Source organism: Streptomyces sp. NPDC051576 (assembly GCF_040681835.1).
In the GTDB taxonomy this organism is placed as follows: domain Bacteria; phylum Actinomycetota; class Actinomycetes; order Streptomycetales; family Streptomycetaceae; genus Streptomyces.
The window spans coordinates 465,633-482,924 of the sequence record NZ_JBFAZO010000006.1 but is presented as its reverse complement, the minus strand read 5'-3'; the positions used below and the strand labels follow the sequence as shown (position 1 = coordinate 482,924).

General features: G+C 70.5%; 15 protein-coding genes. 9 read left to right on the top strand and 6 right to left on the bottom strand.

Annotation, left to right across the window (positions count from 1 at the left end):
• Window positions 1-5 precede the first annotated feature (5 nt).
• Together AB0M63_RS22920 and AB0M63_RS22915 are read right to left on the bottom strand one after the other, a co-directional pair.
• Window positions 6-992, bottom strand: a complete 987-nt coding sequence (locus AB0M63_RS22920; RefSeq protein WP_366020711.1) for a sugar ABC transporter permease — start codon at window positions 990-992, stop codon at window positions 6-8.
• A gap of 117 nt (window positions 993-1,109) precedes the next feature.
• Window positions 1,110-2,384 (bottom strand): extracellular solute-binding protein, encoded by a 1,275-nt coding sequence (locus AB0M63_RS22915; RefSeq protein ID WP_366020645.1) that lies wholly within the window; start codon window positions 2,382-2,384, stop codon window positions 1,110-1,112.
• A 361-nt stretch (window positions 2,385-2,745) separates the two neighbouring features.
• On the opposite strand from AB0M63_RS22915, the gene AB0M63_RS22910 reads away from it, so the two are divergent.
• Window positions 2,746-3,780, top strand: a complete 1,035-nt coding sequence (locus AB0M63_RS22910; RefSeq protein ID WP_366020644.1) for a LacI family DNA-binding transcriptional regulator — start codon at window positions 2,746-2,748, stop codon at window positions 3,778-3,780.
• Between the two features lie 132 nt (window positions 3,781-3,912).
• Window positions 3,913-4,773 (top strand): phosphatase PAP2 family protein, encoded by an 861-nt coding sequence (locus AB0M63_RS22905; RefSeq protein WP_366020643.1) that lies wholly within the window; start codon window positions 3,913-3,915, stop codon window positions 4,771-4,773.
• Here AB0M63_RS22905 and AB0M63_RS22900 read toward each other — a convergent pair.
• On the bottom strand, window positions 4,770-5,696 hold the full coding sequence (locus tag AB0M63_RS22900) for a LysR family transcriptional regulator (RefSeq protein ID WP_355909461.1): 927 nt from the start codon (window positions 5,694-5,696) through the stop codon (window positions 4,770-4,772). The two genes, AB0M63_RS22905 and AB0M63_RS22900, sit on opposite strands and share 4 nt — an antisense overlap.
• 72 nt (window positions 5,697-5,768) lie before the next feature.
• Between AB0M63_RS22900 and AB0M63_RS22895 the strand changes: the two genes are divergently transcribed.
• The gene (locus tag AB0M63_RS22895) at window positions 5,769-6,692 is read left to right on the top strand and encodes a DMT family transporter (RefSeq protein WP_366020642.1); all 924 of its coding nucleotides are present in this window, start codon (window positions 5,769-5,771) and stop codon (window positions 6,690-6,692) included.
• Here the strand turns inward: AB0M63_RS22895 and AB0M63_RS22890 are convergent.
• Window positions 6,689-9,688 (bottom strand): bifunctional [glutamine synthetase] adenylyltransferase/[glutamine synthetase]-adenylyl-L-tyrosine phosphorylase, encoded by a 3,000-nt coding sequence (locus AB0M63_RS22890; protein ID WP_366020641.1) that lies wholly within the window; start codon window positions 9,686-9,688, stop codon window positions 6,689-6,691. The two genes, AB0M63_RS22895 and AB0M63_RS22890, sit on opposite strands and share 4 nt — an antisense overlap.
• A 146-nt stretch (window positions 9,689-9,834) precedes the next feature.
• Here AB0M63_RS22890 and AB0M63_RS22885 point away from each other — a divergent pair, with 146 nt between their 5' ends.
• The 5 genes from AB0M63_RS22885 (at window position 9,835) to AB0M63_RS22865 (ending at window position 14,145) form a co-directional block, all read left to right on the top strand.
• Window positions 9,835-10,347 carry a pyridoxamine 5'-phosphate oxidase family protein gene (locus tag AB0M63_RS22885; RefSeq protein ID WP_366020640.1) on the top strand — a complete coding sequence of 171 codons (513 nt, stop codon included), beginning with the start codon at window positions 9,835-9,837 and terminating at the stop codon, window positions 10,345-10,347.
• A gap of 29 nt (window positions 10,348-10,376) precedes the next feature.
• On the top strand, window positions 10,377-10,817 hold the full coding sequence (locus AB0M63_RS22880) for a VOC family protein (RefSeq protein ID WP_366020639.1): 441 nt from the start codon (window positions 10,377-10,379) through the stop codon (window positions 10,815-10,817).
• 139 nt (window positions 10,818-10,956) lie between these two features.
• Window positions 10,957-11,847, top strand: a complete 891-nt coding sequence (locus AB0M63_RS22875) for an alkaline phosphatase family protein (RefSeq protein WP_366020638.1) — start codon at window positions 10,957-10,959, stop codon at window positions 11,845-11,847.
• A gap of 1 nt (window position 11,848) precedes the next feature.
• On the top strand, window positions 11,849-13,129 hold the full coding sequence (locus AB0M63_RS22870) for an MFS transporter (RefSeq protein ID WP_366020637.1): 1,281 nt from the start codon (window positions 11,849-11,851) through the stop codon (window positions 13,127-13,129).
• Window positions 13,126-14,145, top strand: a complete 1,020-nt coding sequence (locus tag AB0M63_RS22865; RefSeq protein ID WP_366020636.1) for a TolB-like translocation protein — start codon at window positions 13,126-13,128, stop codon at window positions 14,143-14,145. The genes AB0M63_RS22870 and AB0M63_RS22865 overlap by 4 nt, the downstream gene beginning before the upstream one ends.
• 77 nt (window positions 14,146-14,222) lie before the next feature.
• Here the strand turns inward: AB0M63_RS22865 and AB0M63_RS22860 are convergent, their stop codons facing one another.
• Window positions 14,223-14,519, bottom strand: coding sequence for a hypothetical protein (locus AB0M63_RS22860; protein WP_366020635.1), 297 nt, complete (start codon window positions 14,517-14,519; stop codon window positions 14,223-14,225).
• Between the two features lie 129 nt (window positions 14,520-14,648).
• Between AB0M63_RS22860 and AB0M63_RS22855 the strand changes: the two genes are divergently transcribed.
• Window positions 14,649-15,848 carry a serine hydrolase domain-containing protein gene (locus AB0M63_RS22855; protein WP_366020634.1) on the top strand — a complete coding sequence of 400 codons (1,200 nt, stop codon included), beginning with the start codon at window positions 14,649-14,651 and terminating at the stop codon, window positions 15,846-15,848.
• A 75-nt stretch (window positions 15,849-15,923) separates the two neighbouring features.
• On the opposite strand, the gene glnA is transcribed toward AB0M63_RS22855, so the two are convergent.
• Entirely contained in the window at window positions 15,924-17,285 is a 1,362-nt protein-coding gene (glnA, locus tag AB0M63_RS22850) for a type I glutamate--ammonia ligase (RefSeq protein ID WP_355909432.1), read from the bottom strand.
• Window positions 17,286-17,292: the final 7 nt, after the last annotated feature.

Below are 17,292 nucleotides of genomic sequence, written 5' to 3'. Positions count from 1 at the left end.
CTGCCTCAGATCGCGAGCTGTTGGTCATTGCGGTTCAGCCAGCGGCGGTAGAAGGAGGTGAAGACGATCAGGATGGCCAGCAGCAGGACGCCGTAGGTGGCCGACTGGGCGAAGTCGCGCGGCTGTTGGCCGAAGCCGACGTAGTACGACCAGGTGACGAGGATCGAGGCGTCGGGGGCCGTGTTGCCGAACAGCAGGAAGATGACCGCGAACTGGTTGAAGGTCCAGATGACGCCGAGGAGTACGACGGTGGAGCTGACCGCCCTGAGGCCCGGCAGGGTGACGTGGCGGAAGCGCTGCCAGGGGCTCGCGCCGTCCATCTCGGCGGCCTCGTAGAGCGAGGCGTCGATGGACTGGAGGCCGCCGAGCAGCGAGACCATCATGAAGGGCACACCGCACCAGGTGTTGACCATGATGGCGGCGAACCGCTGCCAGAACGTGCTTTCCAGCCAGTCGGGTTGGGGCAGGTGCAGGGTGTGCAGCGCGGCGTTGATGATGCCGCCGTCGGCGAGCATGAAGCGCCAGCCGAAGACGGTGACGAAGGTGGGGACGGCCCACGGCAGGATCAGGATCAGCCGGTACATCGTGCGGCCGCGCAGCTTCAGGTTGAGCAACAGGGCGAGGCCGAGGCCGATCGTGTAGTGGAAGGCGACACAGAGCGCGGTCCACACGATCGTCCAGATGAAGTGCGACCAGAAGCGGTCGTACGCCGTCGGGCCGAACAGGACGTCCTTGTAGTTGTCGAGCCCGATGAACTTGTAGGTGGCGTCGATGTGGTTGACGCCGATCGTGCGCGCGGTGTTGAGGCTGTTGGCGTCGGTGAGCGTCAGATAGAGGCCGTACACCAGGGGGTAGAGCACGAGGACGCCGAGCACGACGACCACGGGGATGATCATCGCGTACGCGTACCAGTGCTTCTGGTAGGCGAACTTGAGGCGCTGCCCGGGGCCGAGGCGACGCTTGCGGATCGCACGGTCGACGGCGGCCGTCATGCCGATTGTCATGGTTCGTTCGACACCTTCTGCGAGTTCAGGGATTGGGCCTGCGCGCAGGCAGGCGGCCGTCGGATCCGTCCCCCGGTCTCCCGCGGATCCGACGGCCACTCGGGGCTACTTGCTGAAGTCCGGGACCAGCTTCTGGATCGCGAGTTCGGCGTTGCTCAGGCCCTTGTCGAGGGACTCCTTGCCGCCTGCGATCTTCGGCAGTTCGGTGTCCAGCGGGGTCCACAGGGAGCTGTACTCGGCGAGCGCCGGGCGCGGCTGGGCGGCGCCGAGGACGCCCTGGAAACCGGCGATGCCCGGGTCGGCCTTGACGGCGGCGGTGTAGGCGTCGTCGCGGGTCGGCAGCGTCGAGTTCTTCAGCGCGATCGTCGACTGCGAGGCGGCGGAGGTCATGAAGTTGACGAACTTCAGGGCCGCCTTCTGGTGCGCGGAGTCCGAGCCGGCGTAGACCGAGAGGTTGTGACCGCCGGTCGGGGCACCGGACTTGCCGGTGGAGCCGGCCGGGACGGTGGCGATGCCGAGGTTGGACTTGTCCGTGAAGGCCGAGCCCTTGTAGAAGTTCGTGATCTCCCAGGGGCCCTGGATGATCGCGGCGACCTTGCCGTTGACGAACGCGTCCTGGATGTGGGCGTAGGCGTCCGCGGTGGTGTCGGCCTTGTGCAGGCCGGTGCCGGAGAAGAGGCTCAGCCAGGTGCCGTAGGCCTTCTTCGCGGCGGCGGAGTTCACGGTGATCTTCTTGGCGGCGGCGTCGACGGTGTCGGTGCCCTCGCCGTAGAGGAAGCTCTGCGCGTAGTAGGCCGCGGTGGAGCCCCAGTAGCCGTCGACCTTGGTCTTGGCCTTGATCTTCGCGGCGTCCGTCTTCAGCTCGTCCCAGGTGGTGGGGGCGGCGGTGATGCCGGCCTTGGCGAAGAGGGCCTTGTTGTAGACGAGGGCCAGGGTGTCGGTGACCAGCGGCACGCCGTACGTCTTGCCGTCGTACTGGGCCTGCGTGATCAGGTTCGACTTGAACTTGGACTGGTCGGCGAGGGCCTCGGTGCCGTCCAGCGGCAGGAAGTAGCCCTTCTTCGCGAAGGCGGGGGTCCAGCCGACCTCGGAACGCAGCACGTCCGGGGCGCCCTTGGAGCCGGCGGCGGTGTCGAACTTGTTCTGCGCCTGGTCGAAGGGCACGTTGACGTACTTGACCTTGATGTTGGTGTTGGCCGCCTCGAACTTGGCGACCAGGGCCTTGTACGTCGGCGCCTCATTGGTGGCGTTGGAGGTGTCCCACCAGGTGATGGTGACCGGCCCGTCCGACTTGCCGCTGTCACTGTCGCTGCCGCCGCAGGCCGTCGCCGCGAGGGCGAGGGACGCCACCAGCGCGGTGGCCGCTATGCCACGCCGCATGAGTTCTCCTTGAGGGTGAAAGCCCGTGTGGTTGCAGGGGGCGGGCCCGTCCGCCGCCCCTGCGACTGCCGACCGCGCCTTCGCTGCCGCCGGGCGTCGCCGAACGTAACAGCGATGCAAGCGTTGCGAAAGTCCTTGCTGCAAAAAACTGCAAGAGCACCCCAGAGTTACCCGCCCGTGACCTCTCCTGGACCCTCGCGCAACCCGGTGTTGATGCGGCTGAGCGGGCGATGGGACACTTGTGCAAGACTCTGCAAGCTCTTGCCGCATGTCGTACGCCGACCAGACGCCGACCAGAACACGAGGGATCGCGATGACGCAGCAACCCGCAGCGCGCCGACGGCCGGTACAGTCCACTCCCGTGACCACACGGCTTGCCGACATCGCCGCCCAGGCGGGGGTGAGCGAAGCGACCGTCAGCCGCGTCCTCAACGGCAAGCCGGGCGTCGCCGCCACCACCCGCCAGTCCGTCCTCGCCGCACTCGACGTGCTCGGCTACGAACGTCCGGTACGGCTGCGGCAGCGCAGCGAGGGCCTGGTCGGCCTGATAACGCCGGAGCTGGAGAACCCGATATTCCCCGCCCTGGCGCAGGTCATCGGCCAGGCGCTGACCCGGCAGGGCTATACCCCCGTGCTCGCCACCCAGACCCCGGGCGGGTCCACGGAGGACGAGCTGACCGAGATGCTCGTCGACCGCGGGGTCGCGGGCATCATCTTCGTCTCCGGGCTGCACGCGGACACCTCCGCCGACATGCAGCGCTATGACCAACTGCGGGCGCAGGGCGTGCCGTTCGTGCTCGTGGACGGCTTCTCGCCGAAGGTGCAGGCGCCGTTCATCTCCCCCGACGACCGCGCGGCGATGACCCTCGCCGTCACGCATCTCGTCTCGCTCGGCCACACCCGGATCGGACTCGCCCTCGGACCCAAGCGGTTCGTGCCGGTGCAGCGCAAGATCGAGGGCTTCGTCCGCGCGATGCAGGACCAACTGACCCTGACCGCCGAGGACGTGGAGACCCGCCTCGTCCAGCACTCGCTGTACACGCTGGAGGGCGGGCAGGCCGCCGCCGCCGCGCTCATGGACCGGGACTGCACAGCGGTGGTGTGCGCGAGCGACATGATGGCGCTCGGCGCGATACGGGCGGCCCGGCAGCGGGGTCTCGACGTGCCCCGGGACGTCTCGGTGGTGGGTTTCGACGACTCCCCGCTGATCGCGTTCACCGATCCACCGCTGACGACGATCCGCAAGCCGGTGCCGGCGATGGGACAGGCGGCGGTGCGGACGTTGCTGGAGGAGATCGGCGGGACGCCCGCGCCGCACAGTGAGTTCGTGTTCATGCCGGAGCTGGTGGTGCGTGGTTCGACGGCTTCGGCGCCCGGGGACCGGACTCGTCCCTGAGGGGGAGAGAAACGCGGCCGTTTCCAGTGCGCTGGTAGTAGGCGGGGACCTCTCCTCGCCGTAGAACATGCGAGCCGGACCCGACCAGGGGATGATCGGTCGGGGAAGCCTTTTCTGGCAGACTTCATGTCTATGGGTGAGACCACCGTGACGACATTGGAAGGCCGCGAAGAAGCCGTTCCGAACCCCGTCGCGGACGCCGCGGGGCAGGGTTTCCTGCGTCGGGCGCGCACTCCGCGCCGGCCCCGGCTGTGGTTCGAGATCCTGCTGATCGGCGTGAGTTACTGGGTGTACTCGCTGGTGCGCAACGCGGTGCCGGAACAGCGGGGCGAGGCGCTGCGCAACGCGGACTGGATCTGGCGGGTCGAGGGCGACCTCGGCATCGCCGTCGAGCAGTCGGTCAACCACGCGGTGAACTCGGTGACTTGGCTGATCGTCGGTATGAACTACTACTACGCGACACTGCACTTCATCGTGACGCTGGGTGTCCTGGTGTGGCTGTACCGCAGCCATCCGGGCCGGTACGCGGCGACGCGCCTGGTGCTCTTCGCGACCACGGCCGTGGCCCTGGTCGGCTACTACTTCGTCCCGCTGGCCCCGCCGCGCCTGATGAACGGCGGCCACTTCGTCGACACCGTCGTGGTCCACCAGACCTGGGGTTCGATGGCCTCCGGCGACCTGAAGAACATGTCGAACCAGTACGCCGCGATGCCGTCCATGCACATCGGCTGGTCCCTGTGGTGCGGCCTGACGATCTTCGCCCTGGCAAAACTCCCGTGGGTCCGCATCCTCGGCCTGCTGTACCCGGCGATGACGCTCCTGGTCATCGTCTCCACCGCCAACCACTTCTGGCTGGACGCGGTCGGCGGCATGCTCTGCCTGTCCTTCGGCTTCATGGTCTCGCGCGTCTGGTACGGCACGTTTCCGTACGCGCTGCCGCGCGGGGTGGCAGTCCGGGGAGCCGACGGGGTGCCGGCGCCCGTCAGGGGCTAGGGCCCGTCCGGCGCGGTCGCCGCGTCCCGCAGCGCTGTCAGGAATGCCCGTAGGGCCGGCTGAGGCGGTGCCGTCTCGCGGACGGCCGCATGGATGGTCCGCACCGGCTCGGGGCGCCGTACGGCCCGTACGACCACGCCCGGGTGGCGGCTGCCGAGGCCCAGCCGGGGGATCAGACCCACGCCCAGGCCCGCCGCGACGAAGCCCTGCGCGGTCACATAGTCCTCGCTCTCCACCGCGAAACGCGGCCGGAATCCCGCCGCCGCGCACGCGTCGAGCTGCGCGTCCAGGCACGGCCCGGGCCACTCGCTGCCCACCCACGCCTCCTCGGCCAGCTCCCGCAGCTCGACGCTCCGCCGCCCCGCCAGCCGGTGTCCCTTCGGCAGTACGGCGAGATACGGATCGTCCAGCAGCTTCACCAGCCGTACGCCCTCGTGACCGCCGGAAGAGCCGGAAGAGCCGGAAGAGCCGGATGGGCCCACCACCAGCGCTACGTCCGCTCGCCCCTCCTTCACCTCGGGCAGCGGCTCCTCGGGGTCGGTCAGCTTCAACTCGATCTGGACTCCCGGGTGTTCGGCGCGGAGCCGGGCCACGGCGGGGGCGACCAGGGCGGCGCCGGCGGTGGCGAAGTAGCGGACCGTGAGCCGACCCGTGCGGCCGGCCACCAGGTCCGCCAGCGCCGTCTCCGCCTCGGCGACCTGTCGGCCGATCTCGTCCGCGTACCCGGTGAGCAGCAGCCCGGCCTCCGTGGGCCGCACCCCGCGCCCGACCCGCTCCAGGAGCGCGGTCCCGGCCTCCTTCTCCAGCGCCCCGATCTGCTGGCTGACGGCGGACGGCGTGTAGCCGAGCCGGGCCGCCGCCGCGGTCACCGATCCGCTGCCCACCACGGCCCGCAGGACCTGCATGCGTCGCACATCAAGCATGTAGGAGAGGTTAACAGTGACTGTAGAATCTTTCGCTTGTGCTGAAGTATCGCCCTGCCGGACCGTGGACCCATGCAGCCCGCCTCGACGCTCCGCATGGCCGTACTCGCCCTCCTGTGGGGGTCGGGCTTCCTGTGGATCAAACTCGCCCTGGACCACGGCCTCTCCCCCGCCCAGATCACCATCACCCGCTGCGCCCTCGGCACGCTGGTGCTGCTGGCCCTGGCCCGCGCGGCCGGCCAGCGCCTGCCCCGCGACCGCGCGACCTGGGGCCGGCTCGCGGTGGCCGCCCTGTTCTGCAACGCCGTCCCGTTCGCGTTGTTCAGCGTCGGCGAGCAGACCGTCGACTCCGGGATCGCGGGTGTCCTGAACGCCACAACTCCCTTGTGGTCCCTGCTGATCGGCATCACCCTCGGCACCGACCGCGGCCTCGGCCGAAGCCGCCTGTCCGGACTCCTCCTCGGCTTCGCGGGTACGGTCCTGGTCTTCGCCCCCTGGCAACGCTCGGGCCTGTTCGGCTGGGGCGCGCTCGCCCTGCTGGGCGCCGCCGCGAGCTACGCCGTGGCCTTCGCCTACATGGCCCGCAAACTCACCTCCGGCCAGGCGCCGTTGGCCGTCTCGGCGGCCCAACTGATGGCGGCGACAGCCTGGACGACCCTGGGCCTGCCCGCCGCCGGCCCCGTACACGCCGACCTCACGGCCCTCCTCGCGGTCACCGCCCTCGGCGTCCTCGCCACCGGCGTGACCTTCTACCTCAACTACCGCCTGATCGCCGACGAGGGCGCGACCAGCGCGGCAACGGTCGGTTATCTGCTGCCGGTCGTCTCGGTCTCACTGGGTGCCGTGCTGCTCGACGAGAAGGTGGGGCTGCGCGTGGTGGCGGGCATGGCGGTGATCCTGACGGGCGTGGCGCTTTCCAGCCGACGCCGACTGAACGTGCCCCATAGGGGCTCGGCCAGCCCCCACCGGTCGGCAGCCGAACAACAACCCACCTAGGCCCCGTAGAACAGAACGTCCACCACACCCCGCGCCCTACGCGTAGTACGCCGGTAGTCGTCGAGCATGTCCCCCACATGCCCCGGCCCGTACCCCAAGTACCGCCCCACCGCCGCCAGTTCACGCCGCTCCGAGGGAAACGTGTCGCCGGCCCGCCCGCGCACGAGCATCACGGCGTTGCGGACACGGGTCGCCAGCACCCAGGCCTCGTCCAGGGTCGACGCGTCCTCCGTCGAGATGAGTTCCGCGGCGCACGCGGCGGCGAGGGCCTCTCGGGTGCGGGTGGTGCGCAGGCCCGGTTCGACCCACCCATGCAGCAACTGCATGAGCTGTACGGTCCACTCGACGTCGGAGAGGCCGCCGCGCCCCAGTTTGGTGTGCAGGGTCGAATCGGCGCCGCGCGGCAGCCGCTCCGACTCCATACGGGCCTTGAGGCGGCGGATCTCGCGTACCGCGTCGTCGCCGAGGCCCTCCGCCGGGTAGCGCAGGGGGTCGATCAGCTCGATGAAGGCGCGGCCCAACTCCTCGTCACCGGCGACGGGTTGGGCCCGCAGCAGCGCCTGCGACTCCCAGACCAGGGACCAGCGGCGGTAGTAGGCCTCGTACGACTTCAACGTCCGTACGAGCGGGCCCGACTTGCCCTCGGGACGCAGGTCCGCGTCGATCAGCAGGGGCGGGTCCGAGCTGGGGACCTGGAGCAGCCGGCGCATCTCGGAGACGACCTTGTTGGCCGCCTCGGAGGCCTCGCGTTCCTCGACGCCCTCGCGGGGTTCGTGTACGAACAGGACGTCCGCGTCGGAGCCGTAGCCGAGTTCGTGGCCGCCGAAGCGGCCCATGCCGATGATCGCGAAGCGGGTGGGCAGGGTGTCGCCCCAGCCCGCGCGGACCACCGCGCGCAGGGTGCCGGCGAGGGTGGCCGCGGTCAGGTCGGAGACGGCGCCGCCGACCCGGTCGACGAGGGCGCCCTGGTCGGCCTCGGCGGGCTGGGTCTCGGTGCCGTAGGAGCCGACGATGTCGAAGGCGGCCGTACGGAAGAGTTCGCGGCGGCGGACGCCGCGGGCGAAGGTGACGGCCTGGACGGCGTCGTCGGCGCGGCCGACGGCGGCCAGTATCTCCTGCTCCAGGTGGGCGCGTTCGCGGGGGTCGAGGCCGCTGCCGCCGTCGCCGTCACCGAGCAGGGCGACCGCTTCGGGGGCGCGCATGAGGAGGTCGGGGGCGAGGCGGCCGGCCGACAGGACGCGAGCGAGGTTCTCGGCGGCGGCGCCCTCGTCCCTCAACAGCCGTAGATACCAAGGGGTTTTGCCCAACGCGTCGGACACCTTGCGGAAGTTGAGCAGGCCCGCGTCCGGGTCGGCGGAGTCCGCGAACCAGCCCAACAGGACGGGCAGCAGGGTGCGTTGGATGGCGGCCTTGCGGGTGACGCCGGAGGCGAGGGCCTCGATGTGGCGCAGGGCCGCCGCCGGGTCGCCGTAGCCGAGCGCGACCAGGCGTTCGCGGGCCGCCTGGGCGCTCAACCTGGTCTCGCCGGGGGCGAGTTGGGCGACCGCGTCGAGCAGCGGGCGGTAGAAGAGCTTCTCGTGCAGGCGTCGTACGACCGTGGCGTGGCGCTTCCACTCGCGGTTCAGCTCGGCGACGGGGTCGGTGCGCAGGCCCATCGAGCGGCCGAGGCGCCGCTGGTCGGCCTCCTCGACGGGGACCAGGTGGGTGCGGCGCAACCGGTAGAGCTGGATGCGGTGTTCCATCGTGCGCAGGAAGCGGTAGGCGTCGTCGAGGCGGGCGGCGTCCTCGCGGCCCACGTAGCCGCCGGCGGCGAGGGCCTGGAGCGCGGTGAGCGTGCTGCCGCTGCGCAGCGAGGTGTCGGCGCGGCCGTGCACCAACTGCAGGAGCTGGACGGCGAATTCGACGTCCCGCAGGCCGCCGGGAGCGAGCTTGAGTTCGCGGTCGATCTCGGCGACGGGGATGTTCTCGACGACCCGGCGGCGCATCTTCTGCACGTCGGTGACGAAGTTCTCGCGCTCGGCCGCCTGCCACACCAGGGGTTCGAGGGCGGTGACGTACTCCTCGCCGAGCGCGAGGTCGCCGGCCACCGGGCGGGCCTTGAGCAGGGCCTGGAACTCCCAGGTCTTGGCCCAGCGTTGGTAGTAGGCGAGGTGGCTGGCGAGGGTGCGGACCAGCGGACCGTTGCGGCCCTCGGGGCGGAGGTTGGCGTCGACGGGCCAGATCGAGCCCTCGACAGTGGTCTCGGAGCAGACCCGCATCATGTGCGCGGCGAGCTTGGTGGCGGCGCGCAGCGCCTTGCCCTCGTCGGCGCCGTCGACGGCCTCGCCGACGAAGATGACGTCGACGTCGGAGACGTAGTTCAGCTCGTGGCCGCCGCACTTGCCCATCGCGATCACCGCGAGCCGGCACAGCGCCGCGTCGTCGGGCGCGGCGGCGCTCGCGATGGCGAGGGCGGAGCGCAGGGTGGCGGTGGCGAGGTCGGCGAGTTCGGCGGCGGTCTGGGCGAGGTCGGTGGTGCCGCACACGTCCCGGGCGGCGATGGACAGCAGGCAGCGGCGGTAGGCGACGCGCAGGGTGACCGGGTCGGTGGCCCCGGCGAGACCGCGCTCGAACTCCTCCACCCCGGGGTGGAGGTCGCGCGGCTCGTACATGACGAGGGCGTGCCAGTCGCGCGGGTACCGGGCGAGGTGGTCGCCGAGGGCGGCGGAGGCGCCGAGGACGCCGAGCAGCCGGTCCCGCAGCGGCTTCGCCGCGATGAGGGTGTCGGTCAGCTCGTGCCGGGCGGTGGGCTCGGGCTGCGCCTCCAGGAGCCGTACGAGACCCTGGAGGGCGAGGTCCGGGTCGGCGGTGGCGCCGAGGGCCTCCAGCAGGACCGGGTCGTTCCTTATGGGCGCCAGCTCCGCGCTCTCCAGGAGCCGCTCGGCGGCCGAGGGATCGGTGAAGCCGTGCCGCAGCAGTCGCGTGAAGGTGCTGCTCCTGCGCCCCGGCGCCGTCATCCCCGGCCTCCCTCGGATCAAGGTCGTAACGCCCCGAGCCTAACCGCAGGTGCGGGCGGGGGCCCCGGGGCGTGCGGCGATGAGTTCCGGCGGGGTACGGAGTCTGTCCTGTACGACCGGGGCCAGGCCGACACAGGGAGAAGACCATGACCGACAGGGAACCGCACACCCGTCTCGACCCCCGCTACAGCGACCCCACGGCCACCGCGACCGACTGGTCCGCGGCCGAGGCGCGGCTCGGGGCGGCCGAACAGTTCTGGATCTCGACGGTACGGCCGGACGGGCGGCCGCATGTGACGCCGCTGCCCGCGGTGTGGTCGGACGGGGCGCTGCACTTCTGCACCGGCCCCGAGGAGCGCAAGGCGCGCAACCTCGCCGACAACCCGCAGGTGGTGCTGACGACCGGCACGAGCACCTGGGACAAGGGGTACGACCTGGTCGTCGAGGGGGCGGCGGTGCGGGTCGTGGACGAGGACCGGCTGCGGGAGCTGGCCGCCGCGTGGGAGGCGAAGTACGGCAGCTTCTGGCGCTTCGACGTGCGGGACGGGGCCTTCCATCACGGTTCCGGGTACGCGTATGTCTTCGCTGTGGCGCCACGCACGGTTTTCGGCTTCGGTAAGGGGGAGCCGTTCAGCCAGACGCGGTGGCGGTTCGAGTGACGCACCGGCGCCGCACGAAGGAGTCAGCCATGGACATGACCCTCGAAGTGATCCTGCTGCCCGTCTCGGACGTGGACCGGGCCAAGGAGTTCTACCGGGACAAGGTCGGTTTTCACGTGGATCTCGACGGCGAGGTGATGGAGGGCGTACGGATCGTGCAGCTCACGCCGCCGCGGTCGGGCTGTTCGATCGCGCTGGTCGACGGCCTTCAGGTGCCGACCGGGACGCCGCAGCCGGGGACGTACCACGGGATGCAGTTGTGCGTGCAGGACGCGAAGGCGGCCTACGACGAGCTGACCGCACGCGGGCTCGATGTCAGCGAGCCGGTGCAGTTCGCCCCGCAGGACGGGGCGACCTTCATGTACTTCAAGGACCCGGACGGCAATGGCTGGGCGATTCAGGAGTACCGCAAGCGGGCCACCGAGCCGTTGCACCAGGTGCTGGCCCAACTGGCCGGGCCGCGGCAGTAGTTCACCAGGGGCAGTAGTTCACCACTTCTTCATCCACCGGGTTGGGCACGGCAGGATGCGGGCATTTTGGCGTGTGCATGCTCTGTCAGCACCGTCGCCCCCGTTCGCCGTCCCCCTCCCCCCTCACCCGGAGGTAGAAGTGTCCGGCAGTTCCGTGTATCGCCGCAGCCGCGCCGTCATGGCGTCCGCGCTCGCCTTCTCGGCGGCCGCCGTCGGGGTCTGGACCGGTTTCGGCACCGCCTCGACCGCGCACGCCGCGACCGGGGTGCCGACCCCGGACCACGTCGTCGTCGTGGTGATGGAGAACCACGCCTACAGCCAGGTCATCGGCTCCTCCAGCGCCCCCTACATCAACTCGCTGGCGAGCGGAGGTGCCGCCCTCACCCAGTCCTACGGCATCACCCACCCGAGCCAGCCGAACTACTTCGCCCTGTTCTCCGGCTCCACCCAGGGCATCACCAGCGACAGTTGCTACACCGCCGGCTTCTCCTCGGCCGCGAACCTCGCCTCCGAGGTGACGGCCGCGGGCGGCACCTGGGCCAGCTACAACGAGACGCTGCCGAGCCAGGGTTCGACGACGTGCAGCAGCGGCAACTACGCCCGCAAGCACAACCCCTGGTTCGGTTTCAGCAACGTCGCGACCTCGACGGCCAAGACGTTCGCGCAGTTCCCGACGGACTACACGACCCTCCCCGACATCTCCTTCGTCACCCCCAACCTGTGCAGCGACATGCACGACTGCTCGGTGGCGACCGGTGACACCTGGCTGAAGAACAACCTCGGCGCGTACGCCACTTGGGCCAAGACCCACAACAGCCTGCTCGTCGTCACCTTCGACGAGGACAACCTGCTCAGCGGCAACCGCATCCCGACGGTCCTCTACGGCCAGCCGGTGACCGCGGGCGCCACGTCCTCGACCACGTACAACCACTACAACCTGCTGCGCACCCTGGAGGACTCCCAGGGGCTGAGCACGCACGCGGGCAACGCGGCCTCGGCCGCCGACATCACCGGCATCTGGGCGTCCTGAGATGTACGTGGCGGACAGCCGCGCCAGCACTGGTCCCAGTACCACGGGTACTACGGCGCGGGTGTCCGCGGTCGCCCCCACGGTCCTCGCGCTCGGCACGGTCAGCCTGATCACCGACGTGTCGTCCGAGATGGTGACCGCGGTCCTCCCGCTGTACCTGGTGACGGGCCTCGGCCTGTCACCGCTGGGCTTCGGTCTCCTGGACGGCATCTACAACGGCTTCTCGGCACTCGTCCGCCTCGTCGGCGGCCACCTCGCCGACCGGGGCGACGGCCGCCACAAGTGGGTGGCGGGCATCGGCTACGCCATCTCGGCGGCCTGCAAGCCTCTCCTCCTCCTGGCCCACACCCTCACCCCCATCGGCCTGGTCCTCGCCGCCGACCGCACGGGCAAGGGCCTGCGCACGGCACCGCGCGACGCGCTGATCTCCCTCTCGTCCACCCCGGAGAACCGGGGCCGCTCCTTCGGCGTGCACCGCGCGATGGACACGGCGGGGGCGCTGCTCGGGCCGCTGGTCGCGTTCATGATCCTGCGGGCGACCGTGGACGGGTACGACGCGGTGTTCACGGTGAGCTTCTGCGTGGCCGTGGTGGGGGTGCTCGTACTGGTGCTGTTCGTACCGGGCGGACGCGGCCCGCGAAGCCCCGAACGCACCGGAGGCACCGAACAGCAACCGTCGCTGCGCGCCGCGTTCACCCTCCTCGGCCGCCGCGACCTGCGCCGCATCACGGTCTGCGCCCTTCTGCTGGGTCTGGCGACGGTCAGCGACTCGTTCGTGTACCTGCTGCTGCAACGCCGCCTCGGCGTCCCCGACCGCTGGTTCGCGCTGCTGCCGGTGGGCACGGCCGCGGCCTTCCTGCTCCTCGCCGTACCACTGGGCCGGCTCGCGGACCGTATCGGCAGCCGGCAGGTGTTCCTGGCGGGCCACGGCGCCCTGCTCACGGCCTACGTCCTGCTGCTGACCTCCTGGCACGACGCCGCCCTCCCCTACGCCGTCCTGCTCCTGCACGGCGCCTTCTACGCGGCGACCGACGGCGTGCTGATGGCGGCGGCCTCGGACAGCGTGCCGGAGCAACTGCGCTCGTCGGGGCTCGCGTTGGTGCAGACGGGTCAGGCGGCGGCGCGGTTCGTGTGCTCGCTGGGCTTCGGTGCCGCGTGGACGCTGTGGGGTGACCGTACGGCGCTCCTGGCGTCGACTCTCGCGCTGGCGATCTGCGCGGTGTTCGCCCTGACACTCCGCCCGGCCCACCCGGTCCAGCCCGTCCTGGAGTCCCTCTCATGACCCTGCGCAACCGCCTCCTGATCCTCCTCTCCGCCGTCGCCGCGCTCGCCGCGGTGGCGGTGGCCTCGGTCCTGCACGCCTCCGCGCGGGCCGAACGCCGCGACGAGGTCCAGCCCGGCGGCCCGAGGATCACGGCGGGGCGGATCACCCTGACCACCCCCGCCCGCCTGGTCTTCCGCAACATGGCGTGGGGCCCGCACCGCGACGAGCTGACGACCGTCCCGGCGTCCGACCCCTCGGGCCCCCGCACCGCCTCGGGCCTCAAGTGCCTCCGCTTCTACGCCGGTTCGGGCACCGGAGTCTGCCTCCAGGCGGTCCACGGCACGGTCACCGACACCTACCGCGCGCTGATCCTCGACGCCCACCTCAAGGAGACGGCCCGCTACGCCGTCCCCGGCATCCCCTCCCGGGCTCGCGTCTCCCCCTCGGGCCACTTCGCCGCGTGGACGGCGTTCGTGGGCGGCGACTCGTACGCGGGCACGAACTTCTCGACCCGGGCGGCGATCGTCGACACCAGGACGGGAAAACTGATCCCGACCCTGGAGACGTTCCGCATCCTCAAGGACGGCCACGTCTACCACGCGGCCGACGTCAACTTCTGGGGCGTGACCTTCGCCGCGGACGACCGGACCTTCTACGCGACGCTGGCGACGAAGGGCAGCACGTACCTGGTCAGGGGCGACCTGCACACCCGCACGGTCACCACCGTGCACACGAACGTGGAGTGCCCCTCCCTCTCCCCCGACGGCACACGCATCGCCTTCAAGAAACGGGTCAAGGGCCTCCCCAAGGACGCCCCCTGGCACCTCTACGTCCTCGACCTCCGCACCATGCGCGAGACCCCGCTCGCCGAACCCCGCAGCGTGGACGACCAGGCGGTGTGGAAGGACGACCACACCATCGTCTACGCACTGCCGGGCGACTATGGGGCGGACCTGTACAGCGTCCCGGCGGACGGCACGGGCAGGGCGCGGCGGATCAGTACGGCGGCGGTGTCGCCGGCGTATGTGAGGTAGGGGGGCAGGGGGACGAGGGCGGCTCCGACTCAACCTGGCCTGCATGGCCCGGCCTGGCCCGGCCTGGAGACGGGCCGTTATCGGGGGCCCAGTTCCTCGTCCAGAACGCGCTCGAAGTCATCTCCCAGGCCGCCCGCCATGAGCAGGTCGCGCCAGTCCGTCCGGGCGAGTCGGATCGCGCGGCGGAACCGCTCGACGTCCCCGGCGGCGATCAGCACGGCCGCCGTCAGCAGCCGCTCCGTACTCTGCCCCGAGTCTTCGAGCTCGACCGCCAGGATCCTCAGCGCGCCGACGATCCCCCGTGCCGCGTCGGTGTCCGGGAAGTCCCGCCGGATCCGCCGACGCAGACGGCCGCTGATCAGGTCCTCTGCCATGTCACCCCCCTCACCCTCCCCCGGCGCCGAACGAGTGGACTCGCCGATACCCAAGCAGAAGGGAGCCGTCGCAAGGAGTCGTCGGTGGTGGTGTTCTGCCGTCCCAGCCCGTCACTGGAAGGCTCCCACATGAGACGTACCCCCCACCGCCGGCTGCTCGCCGCGACCCTGATCGCGGCCTGCGCGCTGGTCCCGACGACAGCGGCGTCCGCCACGGCGGTCCGGCCCGCGAGCGTCGACCGGCACGCCCACGGCGACTGCCCGCAGGGTGGTCTCGACCACAGGACGACCGCCCGCCTCGACAGGACGATCGAGGACGTCCGCCGCCAGGCCGCCATCCCCGGTGTCGTCGTCGGCCTGTGGATGCCGGGCAAGGGCTGCTACGTCCGCGCGACCGGCGTCGCCGACACCGCCACCCACCGCCCGATGACCACCGACGGCTACCTGCGGATCGGCAGCGAGACCAAGACCTTCACCGTCACCGCGCTGCTGCACCTCGTCGACGAGCACCGCGTCCGGCTGGACGACCCGATCTCCCGCTACGTCGACGGCGTGCCGGACGGCCACCGGATCACGCTCCGCCAACTCGCCGAGATGCGCAGCGGCCTGTTCCCCTACAGCGCCGACCCGGACTTCGCCAAGGACCTGCTCAGCGACCCGCAGCGCTCCTTCACCCCGCGCGAGCTCCTGGCATACGGCTTCAAGCACAAGAACACGTTCGCGCCGGGGAAGGAGTTCCAGTACTCCAACTCGAACCTCGTCCTGCTCGGCCTGGTCATCGAGAAGGTCACCGGCCAGCACCTCGCCGACTACCTCGACATGCATGTCCTACGACCGGCCCAGCTGCCCGACACACTGCTCCCGCACGGGACGGAGTTCCCCGACCCGCATCCGCACGGCTACACGAACCAGACCCTGAGCGGCGCGACCGTCGACTCCACGGACTGGAACCCCAGTTGGGCCTGGGCGGCCGGCGGCATGATCTCCAACCTGCACGACCTGCACCACTGGGCGAAGATCGTCGCCACCGGCGAACTGCTCAGCACCCGGACGCAGGCCCAGCGCCTCAAGACCATCCCGACCGGAATCCCCGGCCTCAGCTACGGCCTCGGCATCTTCGAGACCGGCGGCTGGATCGGCCACAACGGTTCCATCCCGGGCTACGAGACGGTGACCGTCTACCTGCCCGCCGAGAAGGCCACCCTGGTCGTCATGATCAACACGGACATCACCAGCGGCGGCCAGGAGCCCTCCACCCTCCTCGCCCGCGCGATCACGGGCATCGTCACCCCGGACCACGTCTACGACGGCGCGACCGCGACGCGCTAGGCGGGGGCGGACAAACGCGAGTGGGGCCGACAGTCCCGGACTGGACTGCCGGCCCCACTCGGCTGTGAACGACGACTACAGCACCGGCAGGTTCTTCCGCAGCTCGAACGCGGTGACCTCGCTGCGGTACTCCTCCCACTCCTGCCGCTTGTTGCGCAGGAAGAAGTCGAAGACGTGCTCGCCGAGGGTCTCGGCGGCCAGGTCGCTGCGCTCCATCAGGTTCAGGGCCTCGCCGAGGTTCTGCGGGAGGGGCTCGATGCCCATCGCGCGGCGCTCCGCGTCGGAGAGGGCCCAGACGTCGTCCTCGGCGCCCGGGGGGAGTTCGTAGCCCTCTTCGATGCCCTTGAGGCCGGCGGCGAGGAGGAGGGCGTAGGCCAGGTACGGGTTGGCACCCGAGTCCAGGGAGCGGACCTCGACCCGTGCCGAACCCGTCTTGCCGGGCTTGTACATGGGGACGCGGACCAGGGCGCTGCGGTTGTTGTGGCCCCAGCAGATGTAGGAGGGGGCCTCGCCGCCGGCGCCTGCCGTGCGCTCCGAGCCGCCCCAGATGCGCTTGTAGGAGTTGACCCACTGGTTGGTGACCGCGGAGATCTCCGCCGCGTGCTTCAGCAGGCCCGCGATGAAGGAGCGGCCGACCTTGGAGAGCTGGTACTCGGAGCCGGACTCGTAGAACGCGTTGCGGTCGCCCTCGAAGAGGGAGAGGTGGGTGTGCATGCCGGAGCCCGGGTGCTCCGAGAACGGCTTCGGCATGAACGTGGCCTGCACGCCCTGCTCCAGCGCGACCTGCTTCATGACCAGGCGGAACGTCATGATGTTGTCGGCCGTGGAGAGCGCGTCGGCGTAGCGCAGGTCGATCTCCTGCTGGCCCGGGGCGCCCTCGTGGTGGGAGAACTCGACCGAGATGCCCATCGACTCCAGCATGGTGATCGCCTGGCGGCGGAAGTCCATGCCCACGTTCTGCGGGGTGTGGTCGAAGTAGCCGGAGTTGTCGGCCGGGGTCGGGCGGGAGCCGTCGAGCGGGCGGTCCTTCAGGAGGAAGAACTCGATCTCCGGGTGGGTGTAGAAGGTGAAGCCCAGGTCGGAGGTCTTGGCCAGCGCCCGCTTGAGGACGTAGCGCGGGTCCGCGAAGGACGGGGAGCCGTCCGGCATGAGGATGTCGCAGAACATACGGGCCGTGCCGGGGGCCTCGGCGCGCCAGGGCAGGACCTGGAAGGTGGAGGGGTCCGGCTTGGCGATCATGTCGGACTCGTACACGCGGGCGAAGCCCTCGATCGCGGAGCCGTCGAATCCGATGCCCTCGTCGAAGGCCTGTTCCAGCTCGGCGGGGGCCACGGCGACGGACTTGAGGAAGCCCAGCACGTCCGTGAACCACAGCCGTACGAACCGGATGTCGCGCTCCTCCAACGTCCGGAGCACGAACTCCTGCTGCTTGTCCATCTTCCGC

Excerpts from the sequence above, each read along its gene's own strand:
- glnA (WP_355909432.1), bottom strand. The coding sequence starts at position 17,285 with ATGGACAAGCAGCAGGAGTTCGTGCTCCGGACGTTGGAGGAGCGCGAC.
- AB0M63_RS22900 (WP_355909461.1), bottom strand. The coding sequence starts at position 5,696 with ATGCTTGATGTGCGACGCATGCAGGTCCTGCGGGCCGTGGTGGGCAGC.
- AB0M63_RS22880 (WP_366020639.1), top strand. The coding sequence starts at position 10,377 with ATGGACATGACCCTCGAAGTGATCCTGCTGCCCGTCTCGGACGTGGAC.
- AB0M63_RS22860 (WP_366020635.1), bottom strand. The coding sequence starts at position 14,519 with ATGGCAGAGGACCTGATCAGCGGCCGTCTGCGTCGGCGGATCCGGCGG.
- AB0M63_RS22895 (WP_366020642.1), top strand. The coding sequence starts at position 5,769 with ATGCAGCCCGCCTCGACGCTCCGCATGGCCGTACTCGCCCTCCTGTGG.
- AB0M63_RS22885 (WP_366020640.1), top strand. The coding sequence starts at position 9,835 with ATGACCGACAGGGAACCGCACACCCGTCTCGACCCCCGCTACAGCGAC.
- AB0M63_RS22870 (WP_366020637.1), top strand. The coding sequence starts at position 11,849 with ATGTACGTGGCGGACAGCCGCGCCAGCACTGGTCCCAGTACCACGGGT.
- AB0M63_RS22915 (WP_366020645.1), bottom strand. The coding sequence starts at position 2,384 with ATGCGGCGTGGCATAGCGGCCACCGCGCTGGTGGCGTCCCTCGCCCTC.
- AB0M63_RS22865 (WP_366020636.1), top strand. The coding sequence starts at position 13,126 with ATGACCCTGCGCAACCGCCTCCTGATCCTCCTCTCCGCCGTCGCCGCG.
- AB0M63_RS22920 (WP_366020711.1), bottom strand. The coding sequence starts at position 992 with ATGACGGCCGCCGTCGACCGTGCGATCCGCAAGCGTCGCCTCGGCCCC.
- AB0M63_RS22905 (WP_366020643.1), top strand. The coding sequence starts at position 3,913 with ATGGGTGAGACCACCGTGACGACATTGGAAGGCCGCGAAGAAGCCGTT.
- AB0M63_RS22890 (WP_366020641.1), bottom strand. The coding sequence starts at position 9,688 with ATGACGGCGCCGGGGCGCAGGAGCAGCACCTTCACGCGACTGCTGCGG.
- AB0M63_RS22855 (WP_366020634.1), top strand. The coding sequence starts at position 14,649 with ATGAGACGTACCCCCCACCGCCGGCTGCTCGCCGCGACCCTGATCGCG.